22 protein-coding genes are annotated in these 20,052 nt (G+C 63.3%); 9 read left to right on the top strand and 13 right to left on the bottom strand.

The features are described from left to right. The first annotated feature begins 62 nt into the window (after nt 1–62). Genes bioD through ACIGJE_RS16665 form a run of 3 tightly spaced genes read left to right on the top strand, consistent with a single transcriptional unit; the run spans nt 63 to nt 2,979 of the window. Nucleotides 63–719 (top strand): dethiobiotin synthase, encoded by a 657-nt coding sequence (bioD, locus tag ACIGJE_RS16675; protein WP_483678103.1) that lies wholly within the window; start codon nt 63–65, stop codon nt 717–719. Continuing rightward, a complete protein-coding gene (locus ACIGJE_RS16670) occupies nt 716–1,990 on the top strand; it encodes an adenosylmethionine--8-amino-7-oxononanoate transaminase (protein WP_483680276.1) in 1,275 nt (424 codons plus the stop codon). Before bioD ends, ACIGJE_RS16670 begins: the two co-directional genes overlap by 4 nt. Then, nucleotides 1,987–2,979, top strand: a complete 993-nt coding sequence (locus ACIGJE_RS16665; protein ID WP_483678101.1) for a beta-ketoacyl-ACP synthase III — start codon at nt 1,987–1,989, stop codon at nt 2,977–2,979. Before ACIGJE_RS16670 ends, ACIGJE_RS16665 begins: the two co-directional genes overlap by 4 nt. Nucleotides 2,980–3,091: 112 nt before the next feature. On the opposite strand, the gene ACIGJE_RS16660 is transcribed toward ACIGJE_RS16665, so the two are convergent. The 5 genes from ACIGJE_RS16660 to ACIGJE_RS16640 form a co-directional block, all read right to left on the bottom strand. Beyond that, a complete protein-coding gene (locus ACIGJE_RS16660) occupies nt 3,092–3,802 on the bottom strand; it encodes a riboflavin synthase subunit alpha (protein ID WP_415087257.1) in 711 nt (236 codons plus the stop codon). 216 nt (nt 3,803–4,018) lie between these two features. Then, entirely contained in the window at nt 4,019–5,188 is a 1,170-nt protein-coding gene (locus ACIGJE_RS16655; RefSeq protein ID WP_483678099.1) for an ABC transporter ATP-binding protein, read from the bottom strand. Between the two features lie 10 nt (nt 5,189–5,198). Beyond that, nucleotides 5,199–6,023: a carbohydrate ABC transporter permease gene (locus ACIGJE_RS16650; protein WP_149255099.1), complete on the bottom strand. Its 825-nt coding sequence runs from the start codon at nt 6,021–6,023 to the stop codon at nt 5,199–5,201. Then, nucleotides 6,016–6,927: a carbohydrate ABC transporter permease gene (locus ACIGJE_RS16645; protein ID WP_483680274.1), complete on the bottom strand. Its 912-nt coding sequence runs from the start codon at nt 6,925–6,927 to the stop codon at nt 6,016–6,018. The genes ACIGJE_RS16650 and ACIGJE_RS16645 overlap by 8 nt, the downstream gene beginning before the upstream one ends. A 259-nt stretch (nt 6,928–7,186) precedes the next feature. Continuing rightward, nucleotides 7,187–8,461: an ABC transporter substrate-binding protein gene (locus tag ACIGJE_RS16640; protein ID WP_440724716.1), complete on the bottom strand. Its 1,275-nt coding sequence runs from the start codon at nt 8,459–8,461 to the stop codon at nt 7,187–7,189. 286 nt (nt 8,462–8,747) lie between these two features. On the opposite strand from ACIGJE_RS16640, the gene ACIGJE_RS16635 reads away from it, so the two are divergent. The 3 genes from ACIGJE_RS16635 (at nt 8,748) to ACIGJE_RS16625 (ending at nt 11,857) form a co-directional block, all read left to right on the top strand. Next, nucleotides 8,748–9,788 (top strand): questin oxidase family protein, encoded by a 1,041-nt coding sequence (locus tag ACIGJE_RS16635; RefSeq protein WP_483678097.1) that lies wholly within the window; start codon nt 8,748–8,750, stop codon nt 9,786–9,788. Continuing rightward, nucleotides 9,788–10,978: an amidohydrolase gene (locus ACIGJE_RS16630; protein WP_483678095.1), complete on the top strand. Its 1,191-nt coding sequence runs from the start codon at nt 9,788–9,790 to the stop codon at nt 10,976–10,978. The genes ACIGJE_RS16635 and ACIGJE_RS16630 overlap by 1 nt, the downstream gene beginning before the upstream one ends. Before the next feature lie 96 nt (nt 10,979–11,074). Next, nucleotides 11,075–11,857, top strand: a complete 783-nt coding sequence (locus tag ACIGJE_RS16625; RefSeq protein ID WP_483678093.1) for an APH(3') family aminoglycoside O-phosphotransferase — start codon at nt 11,075–11,077, stop codon at nt 11,855–11,857. Nucleotides 11,858–11,888: 31 nt separating this feature from the next. On the opposite strand, the gene ACIGJE_RS16620 is transcribed toward ACIGJE_RS16625, so the two are convergent. The 6 genes from ACIGJE_RS16620 to ACIGJE_RS16595 form a co-directional block, all read right to left on the bottom strand. Beyond that, complete coding sequence (locus ACIGJE_RS16620; protein WP_483678092.1) at nt 11,889–12,488, bottom strand: YdeI/OmpD-associated family protein; 600 nt, start codon at nt 12,486–12,488, stop codon at nt 11,889–11,891. Nucleotides 12,489–12,502: 14 nt separating this feature from the next. Beyond that, nucleotides 12,503–13,111, bottom strand: a complete 609-nt coding sequence (locus ACIGJE_RS16615; protein ID WP_367622638.1) for a 2'-5' RNA ligase family protein — start codon at nt 13,109–13,111, stop codon at nt 12,503–12,505. Nucleotides 13,112–13,237: 126 nt separating this feature from the next. Further along, entirely contained in the window at nt 13,238–13,651 is a 414-nt protein-coding gene (locus tag ACIGJE_RS16610) for a GFA family protein (protein WP_483678089.1), read from the bottom strand. A 15-nt stretch (nt 13,652–13,666) separates the two neighbouring features. After that, nucleotides 13,667–14,134 (bottom strand): SRPBCC family protein, encoded by a 468-nt coding sequence (locus ACIGJE_RS16605; RefSeq protein ID WP_367622637.1) that lies wholly within the window; start codon nt 14,132–14,134, stop codon nt 13,667–13,669. After that, nucleotides 14,131–14,460: an ArsR/SmtB family transcription factor gene (locus tag ACIGJE_RS16600; RefSeq protein ID WP_149255089.1), complete on the bottom strand. Its 330-nt coding sequence runs from the start codon at nt 14,458–14,460 to the stop codon at nt 14,131–14,133. The genes ACIGJE_RS16605 and ACIGJE_RS16600 overlap by 4 nt, the downstream gene beginning before the upstream one ends. 188 nt (nt 14,461–14,648) lie before the next feature. Next, a complete protein-coding gene (locus ACIGJE_RS16595; RefSeq protein WP_483678087.1) occupies nt 14,649–15,398 on the bottom strand; it encodes an SDR family oxidoreductase in 750 nt (249 codons plus the stop codon). Nucleotides 15,399–15,493: 95 nt separating this feature from the next. Here ACIGJE_RS16595 and ACIGJE_RS16590 point away from each other — a divergent pair, with 95 nt between their 5' ends. After that, nucleotides 15,494–16,393: an AraC family transcriptional regulator gene (locus tag ACIGJE_RS16590; protein WP_483678085.1), complete on the top strand. Its 900-nt coding sequence runs from the start codon at nt 15,494–15,496 to the stop codon at nt 16,391–16,393. Between the two features lie 90 nt (nt 16,394–16,483). Here the strand turns inward: ACIGJE_RS16590 and ACIGJE_RS16585 are convergent, their stop codons facing one another. Both ACIGJE_RS16585 and ACIGJE_RS16580 read right to left on the bottom strand, forming a co-directional pair. Next, entirely contained in the window at nt 16,484–16,894 is a 411-nt protein-coding gene (locus tag ACIGJE_RS16585; protein WP_440724726.1) for a RidA family protein, read from the bottom strand. A gap of 140 nt (nt 16,895–17,034) precedes the next feature. Then, nucleotides 17,035–17,931 (bottom strand): LysR family transcriptional regulator, encoded by an 897-nt coding sequence (locus ACIGJE_RS16580; RefSeq protein WP_483678083.1) that lies wholly within the window; start codon nt 17,929–17,931, stop codon nt 17,035–17,037. Nucleotides 17,932–18,206: 275 nt separating this feature from the next. On the opposite strand from ACIGJE_RS16580, the gene ACIGJE_RS16575 reads away from it, so the two are divergent. Together ACIGJE_RS16575 and ACIGJE_RS16570 are read left to right on the top strand one after the other, a co-directional pair. Then, a complete protein-coding gene (locus ACIGJE_RS16575; RefSeq protein ID WP_483678081.1) occupies nt 18,207–18,941 on the top strand; it encodes an SDR family NAD(P)-dependent oxidoreductase in 735 nt (244 codons plus the stop codon). Between the two features lie 142 nt (nt 18,942–19,083). Further along, nucleotides 19,084–19,683, top strand: a complete 600-nt coding sequence (locus ACIGJE_RS16570) for an NADPH-dependent F420 reductase (protein ID WP_483678079.1) — start codon at nt 19,084–19,086, stop codon at nt 19,681–19,683. Nucleotides 19,684–20,052: the final 369 nt, after the last annotated feature.

Here is a 20,052-nt window from a genome sequence, read left to right as displayed (position 1 = left end):
AACGCAGCGCCTTGGAGAGAGGAAGAGGCGGACGGGACGTCCGCGGTCCCAGGGGCTGCATCATGATTAGGGAGGCCCATCCACGTATCGTGGTCACCGGCACGGATACCGGCATCGGCAAGACGGTGTTCTCGGCGGCCCTCGCCCATGCCCTCGAGGCGAGCTACTGGAAACCGGTGCAATCGGGCCTCGACGAGGAAACCGACAGCGAGACGGTACGACGCCTGGGCAGGTTGCCACAGGACCGCATCCTGCCCGAAGCCTACCGCCTCGCCACGCCGGCCTCGCCGCATTTTTCGGCAGCCATCGACGGGGTGGAACTCGATCCCGACACGCTGGAGCCGCCGTCGGTCTCCGGACCTCTCGTCATCGAGGGGGCTGGCGGACTGCTGGTTCCCCTGACGCGCCGGACCGTGTTCGCCGACGTATTCGCGCGCTGGCGCTATCCGACGATCCTGTGTGCCCGTACGGGCCTGGGCACCATCAACCACACGCTGCTCTCGCTCGAAGCCATGCGCCGCCGGGGCATTCCCATCCTCGGAATCGTCTTCATCGGCGACGAGCAGGCGGACACTCAGGCCGTCATCACCGAACTCGGCGATGTCAGGAGCCTCGGCCGGCTGCCGAAGCTCGATCCCCTGATCGCCGACGATTTGCATGCCGGCTTCCGGAACTGGATCGACCTATCCATTATCAAGCAAGGGCTTGCCTCATGCTGAAACCCCTGCCGTCGCCGGTCTGGCACCCCTTTACCCAGCATCAGCTCGATCCGGTGACGCGCCGGATCGCCCGCACGGAAGGTGCCTTCCTCTATGAGGAGGACGGACGAGCCGTGCTCGATGCGATTTCCTCCTGGTGGGTGATCACCCATGGCCACCGGCATCCCGCCATCATGCAGGCGATCCGGGATGCCAGCGAACGCTTCGACCAGATCATCTTCGCCGACTACACGCATGAGCCAGCCGAGACGCTCGCCAGGGGTCTGGTCGAGATCGCACCATCGGGTCTCGCCCATGTCTTCTATTCCGACAGCGGCTCGACCGCGGTCGAGGTCGCCCTGAAGATGGCGCTCGGCTTCTTCCACAATCGCGGTGTGCCACGCTCGCGCATCGTGGTGATGGAGCACAGCTATCACGGCGACACCATCGGCACGATGTCGGCCGGGGAACGCGGCGTCTTCAACGCGGCCTATGGCCCTCTGCTGTTCTCGGTCGACAGCCTGCCCTTTCCCGCCGCCGGGCAGGAACAGCGCACGCTCGATGCCTTCGAACGCCTCTGCCGGCAAGGCGATATCGCCGCCCTGCTGATCGAGCCCCTGGTACTGGGCGCCGGCGGCATGCGCATCTATGCCCCCTGGATTCTCACCGAATTGAAGCGGATCGCCGAGGCCCATGGCGTCCTCCTGATCGCCGACGAGGTGATGACCGGTTGGGGCCGCACCGGCTCGCTCTTCGCCTGTCAGCAAGCCGGTATCACGCCCGACATAATGTGCCTGTCCAAGGGACTCACCGGCGGCGCCGTGCCGCTCGCGGCAACCCTGTGCACGGCGGAGATCTTCGAGGCGCATCTGTCGGATGACCGCAGCCGCACCTTCTTCCACTCCAGTTCCTACACCGCCAATCCCATCGCCTGCGCGGCAGCTTGCGCCAATCTCGAGATCTGGCGGATGGAGCCGGTCACCGAGCGTATCGCGGCGCTGGCCGCCGGACACAGCCGTCGCCTGGACCGTTTCCGCAGCGATCCCCGCTTCGCCGATATCCGCCAATGCGGCACCATCGCGGTGATGGAGATCGCCGTGCCCTCCGGCGGTTATCTTTCCGATGCGGGGCCGCGGCTGCGCACCTTCTTCAAGGCCCGCGGCCTGCTCATCCGCCCGCTCGGCAATGTGATCTATCTGATGACGCCCTATTGCGTCACGCCGGATGATCTCGACCGCGCCTATGCGACCATCGACGAGGCGGTGGACCTGGTCGCCGGCGCCGGCCGATGACCCGCTGCCGTTCGAGCCGCGTGCTCGGCTTCGGCCATTGCGTGCCGGAACGCCGGGTCGGCAATGCCGAGATCGAGGCGAGACTGGGTCTCGAAGACGGCTGGATCGAGCGGCGGACCGGTATCCGCCATCGCCATTGGGCCGGCGCCGGGGACACGCTGAGCGGGCTTGCGGCCGAAGCGGGAGCCGCAGCCCTGGCGGATGCCGATATTGCGCTGGACCAGGTGGGACTTGTCCTGCTCGCAACCTCGACCCCCGACCATTTGTTGCCCCCCTCGGCGCCCTTGCTTGCGCATCGACTGGGGCTCCCGAAAGCAGGCGCGGTCGATCTCGCCGGCGCTTGTTCGGGTTTCCTCTATGCCCTCACCCTCGCCGACGGCTTCGTGCGCACCCAGGAGAAGGCGGTACTGGTGGTTGCCGCCAACATCCTCAGCCGCCGCATCAACCCCCGGGAGCGCGCCAGCGCCGTGGTGTTCGCCGACGCAGCCGGCGCCCTCCTGCTCGGCCCCTCACACGACGAGGAGAGTGGCCTCATCGGCGTCGACCTTGCCTCCGATGGTAGCCAATACGACCTGATTTCCATTCCGGCCGGCGGCAGCAACCGCCCCTTCGCGCCTGATATCGCCGCCCAGGATTTCCTGATGACCATGCGCGACGGCAAGGCGGTGTTCTCGCAGGCCGTGCGCATGATGAGCGATTGCGCCGGGAAGGCCATGACCCAGGCTGGGTTGACAGCCGCAGACATAGACCGTTTCGTGCCCCATCAGGCCAATGCACGCATCTTCGATACGGTCTCGGCCGAACTCGGGCTAGGCACGGCCAGAACCGTGCGTAGCATCGAGGACTACGGCAACTCTTCGGCCGCCACGATTGCGCTGTCGCTCTCGCTTGCGAACCAAGCAGAGCCCTTCAGAGCGGGCGAAAAGCTGCTGCTCTCCGCCGCGGGCGCCGGCATGACGGGGGGCGCGATAGTGCTGGGCATGGGGTGATGTCTGCTGAGGAAGCCTGACCTCCTGGGACCGCCGGCTTCCAGCCGGCTCCTGGAAGCGCATCGCTGGTTGGCAAGGAAGAGCCGGCTGGAAGCCGGCGGTCCCAGGGGCGTCAACTCTTGCCGATCTGGCGGGGCACCTGCACGAAATCCTCGAGGTTGAGCCCCTTTTCCGCCAGCAGGGCTTCCAGCACAGGCTGCAGGCGTCCCAGGCTCTCCTGGACGGCGTCGCGTACGGTATCAACAACCACCTGGGTGTCGCGCTCGATCTCGATATTGAGCCGATCGCCGGCACGCTTGTCCTCGAACACGGTCATGCGCCGGGTTTCAGGGATGAGCCAGACTTCGAACCAGCCTTCCTTCTTGTCGACCTCGGACACGGTCAGGCTGGCGCCGTTGATGGCGATATAACCCTTGGCGAAGACGTAGCGCGCGAAATCCGGCGGGATGGCGATACGGATGACCTTGTTGCCTTCCGAGGTGCCGACGGAGTCGATGGCGGTGGAGAAATCGACATGGCCCGAAATCGGATGGCCGCCGATCTCGGCGCCATCCTTGGCGGCCCGCTCGACATTCACGCGATCGCCGGCGGCATAGTCGGCCAAGGTGGTTATCTTCAGGCTTTGCAGCATCACATCGAAGGTGGCCGTCTGCGCCGAGAGCAACTCGGTTACCGTCAGGCAGACACCGTCCACCGAGACGCTGGCGCCGATGGCGAGCCCTTCGCTGAAGCCCTCGGGAAAACGCAGCGTGAAGGTGCGCAAGCCGTCATGATCCTTGACGGCGTCGATATCGGCGACGCCCTGAATGATGCCTGTGAACAAAGGAGAAGTCCTGTCAATGAAGCCGGAGGCCGAGTGATGTATTGCCGCTTGGCGGGCGGCTTTTCGTCATTGCGAGTGCAGCGAAGCAATCCAGAAGCCACAAACCACAGAGCCGGATTGCTTCGCTGCGTTCGCAACGATGAGCTTAAATCATAGATAGGCATGGTTGGGAAAGCCGCCAAGCGCCGGCGCCTTGCGAAGATGTCTCCTATTCCCTCAGCGTATCGCCAGCTGGCTTGCCGGATCGAAGAAATGCAGGCTGTCGACCTGGATCCCGATTTTGACGGTATCGCCGGCCTTGCGCCTCGCACTGACAGGCGCGCTGATGCGCATGCGGGTGGAGATTGCAGCCGGGGCGCTTTCGTCCAATTCGTCCAGCCCTGCCCGCTTCTGCTGGGCATTCGCCGCGGGATCGACAAGGTCGACATGGACAAGCAGGCTCGCGCCCAGATCCTCCTGAAAGGCGACGCGGGCGGAAAGCGCTTCGGCATCGCCTTCGGTGAGGAACAGGTTCTCGGGGCGAATGCCGACGATCACCTCGCGGTCGCCCTGCGCCCCGAGGGCGGGTCTTTCCTGCACGAAAGCGGCCGGCAATGGCAAAACGAGGCCCGGCAGGGCGACTTCCATCCCCTGCCCGCCCCGGCGCAGCCTACCGGGCAGCAAATTGATCGGCGGCGCCCCGATGAAAGTGGCGACGAACAGGTTGACGGGCCGGTCGTAGAGTTCACGGGGGGGCGCCAATTGCTGCAGCACGCCGCCATTCATCACGGCCACGCGATCGCCCATGGTCATCGCCTCGACCTGGTCATGCGTCACATAGACCGTGGTCACCCCGCTCGCCCGCTGCAGGCGGGCGATCTCGGCACGCATCTGGCCGCGCAGGCGGGCATCGAGGTTGGACAGCGGTTCGTCCATCAGGAAGGCGGCTGGCTCACGCACGATCGCCCGCCCCATGGCGACGCGCTGGCGCTGGCCGCCGGACAGTTGCCCGGGACGGCGGGTGAGCAGCTTGTCCAGCTCGAGCATCTCGGCGGCAGCCTTGACCTTCTCCTCGATCACCTCGCGTTTCTCGCCGCGCACCTTGAGGGCAAAGCCGACATTGTCGGCGACGGAAAGATGCGGATAGAGCGCATAGCTCTGGAAGATCATCGCCACATTGCGTTCGCGCGGCGACAGGTCGTTGGCAACCTCCGCGCCGATCGAAAGCGTGCCGCTGGTAATGGTCTCCAAGCCCGCGATCATGCGCAGGGCCGTGGACTTGCCGCAGCCGGAGGGGCCGACCAGCACCAGGAACTCGCCATCGGCGATGTCGAGATCGAGTTTGTTCACGGCCAGGTGCCCATCGGCATAGGCTTTGCTGACCTTTGAAAAGCTGATCGCGGCCATGATGGAACCTTTAATGGGCCGACTTGGTCAGGCCCTGCACGAAATAGCGATTGAGCAGGATCATCATCAAGACGATGGGAAGGGTGGAGAAGTGCGCTAGCGCGCCGAGCGTGCCCCAGGAAATGTCCTTGGTGCCATAGGCCGAGAGCAGCGCCACCGAGATCGGCTTGCTGTCGGCCCGCGTCAGGAACATCGAATAGAGGAAGTCGTTCCAGGAGAACATGATGCAGAAGATAGCGCTGGCGATAATGCCGGGCACCACGGACGGCAGGGCCGTGAACAGGAAGGTGTTCCAGTCATTGCTGCCGTCGGTCAGGGCGGCCTCCTCGATCGACACCGGCGAGGCGCGGAAATAGGAGAACATCATCCACACCACGAAGGCGCTGTTCAGGGCTGTGTTGAGCAGGATCACCGCCCACCAGGTGCCGAGCAGGCCGATGTCGCGCATCATCAGATAGAAGGGGATCAGCGTCGCCACCGGCGGCACGGTGCGGATGGCCAGGAAGAAATAGGCGAGCCACACGGCCTTCGGATTCTTGGAGCGGGCAAGGGCGTAACCGGCGGGAACGCCGAGGAGCAGCGACAGCAGCGTCGAGCCGATCGAGATGATCAGGCTCGATTTCACCAGGGACCACAGGTCGAAAAGCCGGAATACATTCTCGAAATTCGCGAAGGTCGGCTCGAAGAAGAGCTGCGGCGGCGTGGTGAAGATGTCCCTCGCCGGCTTGTAGGCCGTCGAAAACAGCCACAGGATTGGAAAAAGAGCGATGACGAGGATGACGATCAGGGCTGCGCGCCGTGCCCACAATCCCCTGTCGGCGGCGGTTCTAAGCATTGCGGTTCCTCGCCGGCCTGACCACGAAGATGAAAAGCGCCGCCATCACGCCGATGCAGATGGTGATCAGATTGCTCACGGCCGATGCCCGGCCGATATTGAAGAACTCCAGCCCCTGCTTGACCCCGTGGATCATCAGCGTGGTGGTGGCATCGCCCGGCCCGCCGCTGGTGCTGACATAGATGATGTCGAAGACGCGGAAGGCATCCATCATCCTCAGCACCAGGGCCAGGAAGGCCGCCGGCAACAGGAGCGGCAGGATGATCAGGGCGAAGCGCTGCGCGCTGGTAGCGCCGTCGACCTGCGCCGCCTCGAGAATATCGGTCGGCAGGGATTTGAGCCCGGCCAGCAGGATCAGCGCCATCAGCGGCGTCCATTCCCAGACATCGACGGCGATCAGGGTCGGCAAGGCGAGCAGTGGATCGGCGAGCAGGCCTCGTGGCCCTGAAATGCCGGCTTCGGCCAGGAAATAGCCGAGCACGCCATAGTCGGCATTGAGCATGGCCTTGAAGATCAGCCCGACGACCAGGGGCGTCACCGTGGCCGGGATCAGCAACAGGCCGAGGGCGATGCGATTGAACAAGTCGTCGCGCCAGAGCAGCAAGGCGATGCCGAGGCCGAAGACGAACTCGATGGAGACGGCGCCGATGGTGAAGATGAAGGTGTTGATCAGCGCCTGGCGGGCGGTCTTGTCGCTCCACAGGGCGACGTAATTGTCGAGCCCGACGAAATGGCGGCCCGCCGGGCGGACCAGGCTGTATTCCTCGAAGGAGTAGAAGATCCCCTGAGCCATCGGCCAGACGGCGATTGCCAGCACATAGAGTATGGCGGGAGCCGCCAGCAGGATCAGGAAGAGCTGGCGCTTGCGCGCATAGGACAGGCGTCGGGGCCGCGCCTTGGCCACGACGGCGCTTCCGGCGAGGCGCGATGAGTGACTTTCCAAGTTCGAACTCTCCGGAATCGGCGGCGAATGGATAGGCCGGCATGGTCGCGCAGCCACAAGGGCCGCGCAACTATGCTTGCATCGGGCCAGCAGAAGGTTTTCCTGGGATCGCAGACGTCCTCGCCTGCTCTTTGCGCCGCGGCGCTCGCAGGATGGGAAGATGCAGGCGAGGACGCCTGCGATCCCAGGACTCCTGCGCCCCCAGGACGCCTCGCCTCTCTCAGAACAGCTTTTCAGCCTGGGCCTGCGCCTCGTCCAGCGCCGCCTTGGGATCGGCATTGCCGACCAGCACACCGTTGACGGCGGAGCCGATCAGATCCTGCAATTCCGGATATTGTGGAATGCGCGGCCTGAAATCGACATTGCCATGCTCGAAGGAGGTCGCCAGCACGGGTAGGAACGGGAACTTCGCCAGGAGATCCTTGTCCGTCATCTCGCTCTTGCGCAGATAGCTACCGGCACCGCGCAGATTGAACTCCTTGTGCACCGCCGGGCTGGTGATCCATTTGATGAAGGCCCAGGCCGCCTCCTGCTTGCGCTTGTCGATATCGGCGTTGATGCCGAGCCCCCAGCCACCGATGCCGTATTCCGGTTGCTTGCCGGCCCGGGCCGGGGTCAGCATGATGCCGACCTTGCCGACGACCTTGGAAATTTCCGGATTGTCGTAGCCGGCAGCGCCGATCGACCAGGTCTGCATGTTGGCGGCCATGCCCTGGCGGAAGCTCTCCTCGCGCGCGCCCCAGTCATAGTCGGCCGCACCGGGAGGAGCTGCCTTGTCGAACAGCTTCTTGTAGTCGACCACGCTCTGGACGTTCGCCGCCGAATTGAGCGTCGGCTTGCCATCAGCACCGAGGATCGAACCGCCGAGCTGGAAATTATATTGCATCCAGTCCTGCGCCACCGCCGGTCCCTTCTGGCCATTGGCCACGAAACCATAGGTCTTCTTGGCCGGGTCTGTCAGCTTGATGGCATCGGCGATGTAGTCTTCCATGGTCGCGGGCGGCTTCAGGCCGGCGGCCTCGTAGAGGTCCTTGCGATAGGCCAGCACATTGGCATAGCCCGCGAAGGGAAAGGCGACCTGCTTGCCCTTGTAGCCGCCCAGTCCCTGCATCAGGCTGGGATAGATGTCGTCCACCTTGATCTCGGCGGCATCGCGCTTGATCCAGTCGGTCAGGTCGACGGTGTAGCCGGCTTCCGCGAACTGTCCCGACCAGACGATATCGGTGGTGGCGATGTCGTAGCCCTTGGTATGGCCGACATAGTCGGCCGTGATCTTGGTCAAGAGTTCGGGATAGCTCAGGATCTCGACATTGACCTTGGCGCCGGTCGCCTTCTCGAAATCCGGCGCCATCGCGGCCAAGATCACCGCGAACTGGTCGTTCTGCGATGCCAGGCTGAGCGTGACGCCGTCGAAACGCTCCTGGGCCTGCGCCGCTCCCGCAAACACCAGGAATCCTGCCAGCATGAGTGAGCGGCATTTTGCCGTCATGTTCATCGTGGGTCCCCTCCGTTACACCCTCGCAACCGGGAGGCTATCATTGCATTTTTTACGCGCAATCAGAATGTGAGAAATTCGAGCACACTCAAACATTTTTTTGCAACTTAACAAAAGGCAAGCCCTAAATCCTCGCAATATCGAACAAATTATTACATAATTTTGTTTGGTTTGTTGCGGGTGGCCCTTTTCTGCCCCGCACGGACGGAGTAGTTTCACCACTGTGGCCGGAAGGAACGAAGAGCTTCGCCGCGCCAGCAAACCAGGACCGGATGGGGAGGGTTCGATGTCGGCACCACGAGAAGCGGGCAGCAAGGGCGATGCGCTCGCACGCTCCATCGGCTGGTCACAGCAATGGAGTGCCGAATTCCCCTATATGCTCGCCAACCACCTGCCGATGATCCTGGTCGCCATGCAGCGCATGGGCGCTGACGACCGGAGGCTGGAAGAGTTCTGCGAAATCTACCGTCTCCAGAACGGCCTCGTTCCCGTGCCGGAGCCCAAGGGCGCGATCAGCCGCGAGAACTGGCGCGACTTTCTCGGTGACCGCGAACGGGAAGGCGATTACCGCACCTTCTTCCAGGCGGAAGTCGGGCGGCTCGGCGCCACGCCGACCGCAAGGCTCTATCTGCCGCTCCTGTTCGACGGCTTCGCCGCCAGCGCCATGCATGCCTTCATGCGCATGGCCTATGCGACCTGGACGGACAATGACGAGGAAACCGCCATTGCGCTCGCCTATTGGGCGGCGACCTATCTCGATCTTGGTACCGGCCAAGGCGCGGCAGCTTCGACAGACGATCCGCTCGGCGTGCTGGCCTATATGTATGGGCCTGCCTCCTTCCGCCATATCGTCACCGAATGCGACCTGCTCTGGCACAATATGCGCGCGGTCGCGGCCAAGCCGGAATTCGCGCCCATCCACGACATGCTGGCCATCGGCCCCGATACCATGGACCGTTTCGCCCGCCTGTCGCTGGCGCTCTTTGCCGCGACGGGAGACTTTTCCCTCCTGCATGCCCTCACCGGCTCCCATTGGCTGCGCATGATGGCGCCGCGTTCGCCCGATCCGGCCGTGCCGATGCGGCGCTTCTGGCAGGCCATCGCCTCGCTCATTCCCAAGATCGGCTTTCCCGACATTCCGGCGGCCGAGCAGGTGGAAGAATGGCGTCGGCAGAAAGTGCCGGATTGGCCGGAGATCTTTGCCGAGGCCGTCAGGCATGACGACGAGCACGATCTCAGCCTCACCTTCTCGGCCTCCGAGGAATTCAAGCTTTATCGCGATCCGCTCTACAACTACGTTGCCGCCAAACGTCTCGGACTCATCTGATGCTGCTTGCCAATGCCACCCTGCCCGACGGACGCCGGGCGGATGTCCATATCGTCGACGGCCTGATTGCCTCGATCACCGCGCCCGGGCTTCCGGCCGCCGATCTGGATCGGCGCGATCTTGCCGGCGCCCTGCTGCTTCCGGCCTTCATCGACGGCCATATCCACCTCGACAAGACCCATATGGGCGCACCGCTGGTGCCGCATGTGCCGGGGGAAAGCGTGCGCGAGCGCATCGCCGCCGAGCGTGTCGCCCGCCATGCCGTGCCCCTGCCCGTCGAGGCCCGCGCCACCAATCTCCTGCGCCGCCTCGTCGCCAACGGTACCACTCGGGTGCGCAGCCATGTCGATATCGACAATGACGTGAAGCTCACCAATCTGGAGGCCCTGCTCGCCGTTCGGGAACGCTGGAGGCCTTGGGTCGACATCGAGATCGTCGCCTTTCCCCAGAGCGGCGTCGTGAGCGAGCCCGGCGCAGCCGAGCTGCTCGATGCTGCCCTCGCCGCCGGTGCGGACCTGATCGGTGGGCTCGATCCCGAGGGTTTCGACCATGACATCCCGGGCCAGCTCGACATCGTCTTCGCCCTCGCCGAAAAACACGGCAAGGGTATCGACATCCACCTGCACGATGGCGGCGAAACCGGCGGCGCCGAGTTGCGCGACATCGCCAGCCGCACCGAAGCCCTCGGCCTGCAGGGGCGCGTTGTGGTGAGCCACGCTTTTTCCCTTGGCGACCAGTCTCCCGAGAGCTTCGCCAGCACGGCAGACGCCCTGGCCCGAGCCGGCGTGGCGATCATGACATCGAGCCCGGCCGCCGTGCCGGTGCCGCCGGTAAAGGCGCTGCGCCGCCATGGTGTCACCCTCTTCGCCGCGTCCGACAATATTCGCGACTGCTGGTCGCCCTTCGGCAATGGCGACATGCTCGATCGTGCCGCCATCGTCGCTTCCAGGCAGGAATTCTATGCCAATGACGATTTGCGCCTGGCACTCGATCTTGCCACCGTCGAACCAGCCAGGGCGCTCGGCATCACTGGCTATGGCCTGGTGCCCGGCGCGCCGGCCGATCTCGTCGTCATCGACACGCCGAGTATCGAGGAAGCCGTGATCAATCGCCCGCCCCGCAAGCTCGTGCTGCGAGGCGGCGTGGTGGCTGCCGAAAATGGCGTCGTCGCCGAGGCACTACCCGCTTGAGTTCGCATCGGGCCGCCTTCTTTCCGTCCAGGGAATCGGGCCAGAGTGACAAGAGCCGGCTTGCCGGCGCCTGATGGAACCTGGACGATACCGTCAATGAAATCAGCGCTGAACCTGCCCGCCGACTGGCGCCGCGATCTGGCAGGCTATGGTTGGAAGGCCCAGTCGATCGGAGCCTCCGGTGCAGGCGTCTTTCGCCTCGAAGCGCCGGACAGACCGGATCTGTTCGTCAAGACCGAGGAACTGTCACCGCTCGCTGAATTGCCGGATGAAGGACCGCGCCTGGACTGGCTGGGCGCCCGCGGCATCCCATGCCCGAAACGCCTGGCGGAGACCCGGCATGACGGACGACACTGGCTGCTGATGAGTGCCATTTCAGGCACGACCCTGTCGTCCCAGGCCGGTCTTGCCCCGGAACGGGTGGTCGACATCGCCGCCGACGCCCTGCGGCATCTGCATGCTCTCGACAGGACCGGTTGTCCGTTCGACCACCGCGCCGACAGCCGCATCGCCTTGGCCGAAGCGCGGCTCAAGGCTGGCCTCGTCGACGAGGAGGATTTCGATGAGGAGCGCGCCGGCCAGACCGCAGCCGATGTCTTCGCCGAACTGTCGCCCCTGCGACCGCGCCAGGAAGACCTTGTCGTCACGCATGGCGATGCGACGCTGGAGAACCTGCTGGCGGACAAGGACGTCTTTTCCGGCTTCATCGATTGTGCCCGGGCTGGGCTCGCCGATCGCCACCAGGACCTGGCGCTCGCGACGCGCAGCATCGGCGATCACTTCGGGCCAACCCAGGTCGAGCGTTTTCTCGCCCGCTACGGCATCGTGCCGGATCCGGAGCGCATGGCCTTCTATCTTCTGCTGGACGAGTTCTTCTGAACCGCGGCGGTGTACGCAGGGCGCTGCCGCCTCATTTCCTCGACTGCGGATAGATCGTCTCGCCGCGCTTGAGCATGGCGACGAAGGCCACGATCTTCTTCTTCCGCCCTGCCTCGGTCTTGGTGTTGTGCATGCGAAAGGCCAATGCGAAGCGGTTCTGTGCGCTGAGCATTGCCAGCATCTGCAGCGCCTCCGGCTCGGCCTCGATCGCAGCCTGGAGATCGTCCGGAATCTTCAGGTTCTTGCCGCTCTCATAGGCCCGATCCCAGCGGCCGTCCGCCTTGGCCGCCTCCACCTGCTTCAACCCGTGTTCGGTCATGCGCCCTTCGGCGACCAGCCGGGCAACATTGTCGACATTGATCCGGCTCCAGATACTCTTGCGCCCGCGCGGCGTGTAGCGTTGCAGGAAGCTGCGCTCATCGAAGCTCTTGCGCACCGCATCGATCCAGCCCCAGCAGAGCACGACGTCGATCGCCTGCTTGGGCGTGATCGAGGCGAGGCCCGAACCCGCCTTGTGGATCTTGATCCAGACTTCGCTTTGGCTGTCGTGATGGTCGCGGAGCCAGGTGTAGAAGCTCTCGGCATCGGCGAATTCACGGACCTTGGCGGGATCGACAATGACGGGCGGCATCAGGGTTCCTTGGGTTAATGCAGCAGCGGCTTGGGTTCGCTCAGGGGCCAGCGCTTGATGATCCGGTATTCCGTCTTGCCCAACCTGCTGTGAACCAGGCAAAAACCTTCGATCTGAAGGGGGATTGGGTCGATCCGCTGTTCCGATATTGGCCTCTCGCCATAGGACAAGGTCAGATGGGGCGTGAAATCCGGTAAGGCACGTATACCGAACTTGGTCATGGCTGCGCCTAATGTCTCATGGAGCTCTAACAGGCCCGCGCCCTCGCCGAGTAGGACAAGGGGGTAGCGTAGCGCCCTGCCCGGCTTCGGGAACGCACCAAAACTCTTGATGGCATGCAGTGTTATCTCGAAAGCAGGCAATTGCACGAGATCGCCGGCCAATTCCGCCGCATAGGTACGCGGTGACTTGAGGCGCTTGAAGTCGCCGACATGGTGGAGTGAGACGTGGAAGCGGTCCGGCCGCAACATGCTGCCGCCGAGAGGGTTCGCCTTGAGAAAATCCTGTCTGAACCGTTCGATCCGAAGCGCATCCTCCACGCCGGGAAACACCGCGAAGAACAGTCTTTCGCTTCGTAAAGGCCCGCGCGGAAGCTCGCCATAGAAGTCAAACGCCAACTGCATGATGACCTCGCGTTCTCGACCGGCACTACCCGTAACTAGAACAAAAAGAGAACTATGGTCAACCGCATTGTATTCGGTCGTCAGGCGGCTAATGGCCGCCACCCTGGCGCTAGGCGGCCAGTTTCCTCACCGCGGCGGCATTTTCTCGAATTTCGGCAAATCTGGATCGAGGTGGTCCCAGGCATGCCCCCCGCTGGCATAGGTCACCGCCTGTGGCTTGTAGCGGCCCGGCTCGTCGAGGCTCGTGGCACGGACGGCGAAAAATTGCGGCATGGACGAGAAGGTCAGATAGACCGGCGATCCGCAGGTGGGACAGAAATAGCGGGTCTTCCTGACGCCGCTGTCGGCGACCATCTCCCAGGGCCGCCCTTCCCCCGTAAGAGCCACATTCTGCCGCGGGAAGGTCAGGTGGGACTGATGCCCCGTGCCACTTTCGCGCTGGCAGTCGCGGCACTGGCAATCATTGCTGAACACCGGCTCGGCAGTGATCTCGTAGCGGATCGCACCGCAGGCGCATCCGCCGGTATAGGCCTTGCTCATCTCGTCCTCCTCGCCTCAGTCCTTGCTGCCGGCCACGACGTTGCCGAGGTTGCGCAGGACCTTCTTCCAACCCTCGCCCATATTCCTGAAAGCCGTCTCGTTCCTGGGCATCACGAAGCCGGCATGGACGAGGCGAACCCGCGTCCCGCCTTTGGCGGCCTCCAGCGTCCAGGTCACCACCGTATCGAGACGCGATCCATAGCCCGCATTGCTCTCGTCGCCGCCCTGCCAGGCATAGGCGAGACGCTCGTTTGGCTTCACGTCCAGCACCCTGCAATGGATGACGCCGTCCCAGGCGCCGGCGGGCGTGGTGCGAAAGGTGAAACGCTGTCCTTCCACCGCAGCGAAATCGGCAGGCGCCATCATCCAGCGGGCGATGAGATCGCCCGAGGTCAGCGCTTTCCAGATGATCTCCGGAGCATGCGGGAAGATCTCGTCGACCACGATTGCCTGCGTATCCGGCTTCAAGGCTGAATCATTCACGGATCGATCTCCTTCAAGAGGGTTCTGAGATTGGCGAAGCGCTGGCGCCAGAACAGGCTGTAATGGCTCATCCAGTCGGCCAGCGGCTCGAGGCCGCCGGGTTCGGCCCGGTAATAGACCTTCCGCCCCTCCGGACGCTCGGCGACGAGCCCCGCCTGTTTCAACGCCTTGAGATGCTGAGAAACCGCGCCCTGCGTGACGCCGCTTCCCTGCGTCAGTTCGGCCACGGTGATCTCGTCGCATCCGACGATCCGCTCGAACACGGCGCGCCTCGTGGGATCTGCCAGGGCGCGCATGACGGTATCGATGGCGGCTGTCTCTGTCATGAAAATCAATTAGCAAACGCTAATTGATTAGTCAATGCTAATGTTTTTGAACTTATAGGAAGCGGCATGCCGACGTCGTGGGATGCGGCCTGCCCCTTCAACGGCCCGGAGCGTCGCCCCACATACAGGCAACATCGAGAAGGCAGGCGCTCGTCGTGTTCCCGCCCAAAGCCCGGGGCGAAACCCGGTCAGTCCGCTTGCGACAAAGCTACGGCATCCGCCCCAGCAGGGAAACGGAGCCGGCCGGAGGTGTCGTGGACAGCGGCCCACACAGCCTGGGCAACGTCGCTCTCCCGCGTTGTCATGGCCGGCTTCGCGAAGGCCTCGAGAATTGGCCGCGCAAACTCGGTATAGTCCCCCGGGAGCAAATCCTCGACCGGCACGATGGCATTGGTGCCGAACCGGGTGGTCGGAGCATAGCCGGGCTCGACGAGCTTGACCCGCACCCCGAAATGACCGAGCTCATGAGCGAGCGAGCCCGAGAACCCTTCGACTGCCTGCTTGGACGCGGTGTAGGCGGCAGCGAGCGGAAACTCGCCGAGCGTTACGCTCGATGTCACGTTGACGATGGTACCCGCACGACGTGCACGCATTTGCGGGATGAGTGCCCGGCACATGGCCATGACACCGATCGTGTTGGTCTCGATGAACTGGCGGATCAGCGACATCGGCATGGCTTCGAACGCGCCCACACCGCCCACGCCGGCATTGTTCACGAGTACATCGATCGGGCCCGCAGCGTCCACCAGCGCAGCGATGCTCCGTTCATCGGTGACATCCAGCGGCAATACGCGCAGCCGCTCGGATTGACCGCCAAGAAGGGTCGGGTCGGGGCGTCTCATCGCAGCGATGACATGCCAGCCATTCTGCAGGAAATGCTCGGCAGTCGCCTTGCCGTAGCCCGAGGAGGTGCCGGTGATGAGGATCGTCTTGTCCATAGTGCCTATCTCCTTGCATTTGACGTCCCAAGATAGACAAGCCGATTTGGACGATATATAATTAAATATCCAAAAATATTTATCAATCGTCCAGAATGGATCCGCTCAGCGACATCATAGGCCTGCTCCGGCCGACTGCCGCCATCTCCAAGCCGATCACTGCGCGCGGCCGCTGGGGCGTGAGCTATCGGGCTCATGACGCGCCCGGGTTCACAATCCTATTGGAAGGGCAGGCCTGGTTGAGATTCGATGGCGAAGAGCCGCTCCGGCTTGCACAGGGCGATTTCGTACTCCTTCCGACGACGCCTGCATTCTCCTTGTCCAGCGAACCGGATATCGACTGCATTCCGGTGGAGCCGCGAAACGAAGCGATCCGGCATGGCGAACCGGAAGGCGCACCCGACCTTGTTGCCCTGGGCGGCACCTTCGCATTCGAGCGCGTGAATGCACCGCTCCTGCTGGCATTGTTGCCCGGCCTCATTCACATCCCGGCTTCGGAGGGACGGACGACACGGCTCGGCCGTCTCATCGACCTGCTCGCCGAGGAATGTGCGACCGATTATCCGGGCAAGGAGCTGATTGTCCATCGCATGCTCGAAGCGCTGCTGGTCGAGGCCCTTCGCTGGCGCAGCATCGGCAATCGGGCGATGCCTCCAGGTCTCCTCAGCGGCATGCGGGACCCAGCTCTCGCCCGAGTGCTGCAAGCGATCCATGCTGACGTTCGTGCGAGTTGGACCGTTGCCGATCTCGCAAGGATGGCCGGCATGTCACGGTCGGGTTTCGCCGCACGGTTCGGGGAGGTCTTGGGATGTGCGCCAATCGAATATTTGGCACGTTGGCGCATGGCGATCGCAAAGGACGCGCTCATGCGTGGTGTAAAATCCCTGGATCGGATCGCCGATGAAATTGGCTATGAATCCGCCAGCGCCTTCAGCACTGCTTTTCGCAAACGCCTCGGTTGCCCGCCGGGTAAGTTCGCGCGTGAAGTCGCCTGACTGAACGCACCGGTTTCAAAGCGGTCCGCCCCTTCCGCTCGCAGGATGGGGACAGGTGACTATCCGTGAGCGGCGAAGTTTCCACGGCGATTAGCGTGTGACGACCTCGTCAATGACCGCGATCGCGTCGACTTCTATGAGGTAACCCGGAGACATGATCGCCACCCCGACAACCACATTCGCCGGTTTGTGATCTCCGAACAACGAAATCTGCGCTTGTTCGATGATCGGAACGTGTTCATCGCGGTTATAATCGACAATGTAGATCGTGATCTTGCAGACGTGCCCGGGCCGTGCCCCGGCGGCACGGAGTGCCCGGCCGAGATTGGCGAAGGCCAGGCGCGCCTGCGCCGCAAAATCGCCATGCCCGACCAGCTTGCCGTGGATATCCTCGGGCTGCTGGCCTGAGATGAAGACCAGCCGGGATCCTGTCGCAACGACAACCTGGGTGTACATCTCGGGAACCGGCAGATCATCCGGGTTGATGAGTTCGAGCGCCATTGGACAATCTCCTGCTTGGCTCGACTGAAATCGGCAGTGGTGATCACCGCGCCGCTGGCGCATGAGCCGATGGCAAAGCGTCGCCGAAATCGGGTCTGATGTCGAACGCCTTGCGCAAACCTCGCCGGCGAGCCCTCGCGTCAGTCGCGCGATAGGGACAGACCGGCGAGAAGCGAAGAATATGCAGCAAGCCTGCTGGAGACGAACTCCGTGAAGAGCCGCACGCGCTTGGTCTTGCGCGTCTCCCCCTGTGTGAGAAGCCAGAGCGTTCCGTACATGTGCAGGTCGGTACCCGGCACCCTCACCAGCATGGGGTCTGCATCTCCGACGAAGCACGGCAGCGTCGTCATCCCGAGCCCCTGCCGCACCGCGGCGATCTGCGCCCCGGCATCCGTGACCCTGAACGGAACCTCGGCGGCGCGCACCTCCCCCTCGCGGACCCAGTCCGGGATGCCATGCATGCTGATGACGATCCAGCGGACGGGATCAGGCACGCCCGCACGCCACGCTGCTAGTCGATCGCGGGACATGTAGATGGCTCCGAAGACATCCGGCCCCTTCAGGCCGTGAAGATTGAGCGGAAGGGTTTTGCGGTCGTAGACGACACGGATCGCGACATCGGCCTCTCGGTTGGTCAGATTTGCCAGCTCGCCGGACGACAAGATTTCCATCTCGATGTCCGGATACAGGCACGCGAAATCCGAGAAATCCGGCATGAGCAGGTGTGTCGCAAGCGTCGGCGCCAACGTCACCCGCAGAAGCCCGCGCACACTTTGGTCGCGGCCAAAGACGCGCGTCTCCAACTGGTGCGACGACGCTTCCATCTGACCAGCGAGTTCGAGGACCTCCTCCCCCGCAACCGTCAGGCGGTAACCTGAAGGCAGCTTCTCGAACATCTGCGCCCCCAGCCGTTCCTCCAGTTGGGCGACGCGTCGCAGCACGGTCGAGTGGTTCACCCCGAGATGCTCAGCGGCAGCCCGCACCGAGCCTCTGCGCGCAACGGCAAGAAAATAGCGAATGTCGTCCCAGTCGATCATGGTGCAATCCAGCACCACCGGGGTGCGCCTTCCAAAGCCGTACCGAACACATCAAACATCAATATGGGCGGTCATTATAGCCCGTATCAGCGAACGCAGCTCAATTTCGACCGGCAGATAGTGATCGCCGCAGCTGGTGTCAGCCGTCCAGCCGGATCGTTTTCGCACCACCGATGTGCGCGCTTCCCCACTCAACGCTCAGCTCCAACAGACCCATGTTGAGGTTCTCGGGGGCTCCCCACACGACCAAAGACGGAGCCTGAGAAGGAGAAGTCATGGGAAAGTTGGACGGTAAGATTGCAGTCATCACGGGTGGATCGAGCGGCATGGCGTTGGCGAGCGCAAGGCGCTTCGTCGAAGAAGGCGCGTATGTCTTCATCACGGGCCGGAGGCAGGAGGCACTCGACGAGGCCGTTAGGCTGATTGGCCGGAACGTAACCGGCGTGCGCGGCGACGCGGCCGATCTGGACGACCTCGACCGCCTGTTCGACACAGTCAGGCGGGAAAAGGGCAGGATCGACGTCCTGTACGCAAGCGCTGGTACAGGCGAAGCCGTTCCGCTGGGCGAGATCACCGAGCAGCATTTCGATGCGGCCTTCGGCCTGAACACACGCGGTACGCTGTTTACGGTCCAGAAGGCGCTCCCGCTGTTCAACGATGACGGGTCGATCTTCATGACCGGGTCAGTCGCCTCGGTGAAAGGTTTTCCCGGCTACGGCGTATATGCGGCGAGCAAGGCGGCGTTGCGTTCCTTCGCACGCACCTGGCTCAACGAATTGAAGGGCAGGAATATCCGGGTGAACGTGCTGAGCCCGGGGCCGATCGCCACGCCGATGCAGGACCAAGTTCTCACCGAAGAAGCAAAGCGGATGTTCGAAACCCTGATCCCGCGGGGAAAGATGGGGCGTCCCGAGGAAATTGCGGCGGTCGCGGTGTTTCTTGCTTCTGACGATTCCAGCTTCGTGAACGGGGTGGAGCTGTCCGTCGACGGCGGGTTCTCGGCCATCTGACAGCGCGCCGGATCACGGGAAGCGACTGATCGGCGGACACTGGCATGTCCATGTCGGAATGACTTCCACGCTGACAGTCAGTCTGGTCGCGCAAGCATTCGCGGCGGGACACCGACACATCAATTGGGATCGGAGAAGTATCATGAGCTATGCGATTATAGGATTCGGTAAGGTGGGCCAGGCCCTCGCCCGGGCCTTCGCCCGCAAAAACATCGAGGTGACCGTCGCGAGCCGGCGGGCCCCCGAGGCGTTGGAGCCACAGGCTCGGGCGATTGGACCCACAGTCGTCGCCAAGCCGCTGCGGGATGCCCTCGAGGCCGACACGATCATCCTGGCGGTCCCGTTCGGGGAGCATCGCGAGGTTGCGAAGGCACTGCCGAATTGGAAAGGCAAGACGATCATCGACGCAATGAACGCGTTGGTTTCCCTCGAGGAGCTGGACGGTTTCCCGTCCTCCGCCTTCGTGGCGAAGGCGTTCACCGGCGCCAGGCTCGTGAAGGGTTTCAATCACCTGGTTGCGGCCACTCTGGCTGCCGATCCGGTCGTCGAGGGCGGCCACCGGGTCGTCTTTCTGTCGAGCGACGATGAGGACGCGACCGCTTCCGTGGCGTCCTTGGCCAGACAACTCGGGTTCGCACCCGTCAAGCTGGGAAAGCTCGACGAGGGCGGCGCGCTGGTGCATGCACGCGACCGCATTTGGGGCCAGCTCATCTTCCAGGATTTGTTCAAGAAGGAGCCGTAGTCGAAGGCGTGCGGCCGCTGTTCGGAAAGCGGGACACGCCCGGCGGAACGGCAGATCTACGGGGCGCCGTCTAGCGATCTCCTGCCATCCGCTACTACGCCGCCGTTTCCCCTATTCCCACTCAATTGTTTTCAGCCCAGTTAGGTCATTGATCTAACTGGGTTTTTTCTTATCCGCAGCATCGAAAGCCGACCCTCGGGCCGTCAAGATCCTACGGTTTTGATTTTAAAGGTAAATTCCCTTGAAAATTTTTTGCGTGGTTTCGGCATCTATCGCTGCCGATTGGGTTCCCAAGGATCGCCGCAGGCCAAGCCGTGCTCCACTCGCAACCTTCAGAAAGTACCGTCACTCCAATAGCAGAGTCTTCTC

The sequence above is a fragment of the Labrys sp. E2SS-1L genome, assembly GCF_057073705.1.
The sequence above is the reverse complement of the archived record's forward strand: the minus strand, read 5'-3'. Positions and strand labels throughout refer to the sequence as shown.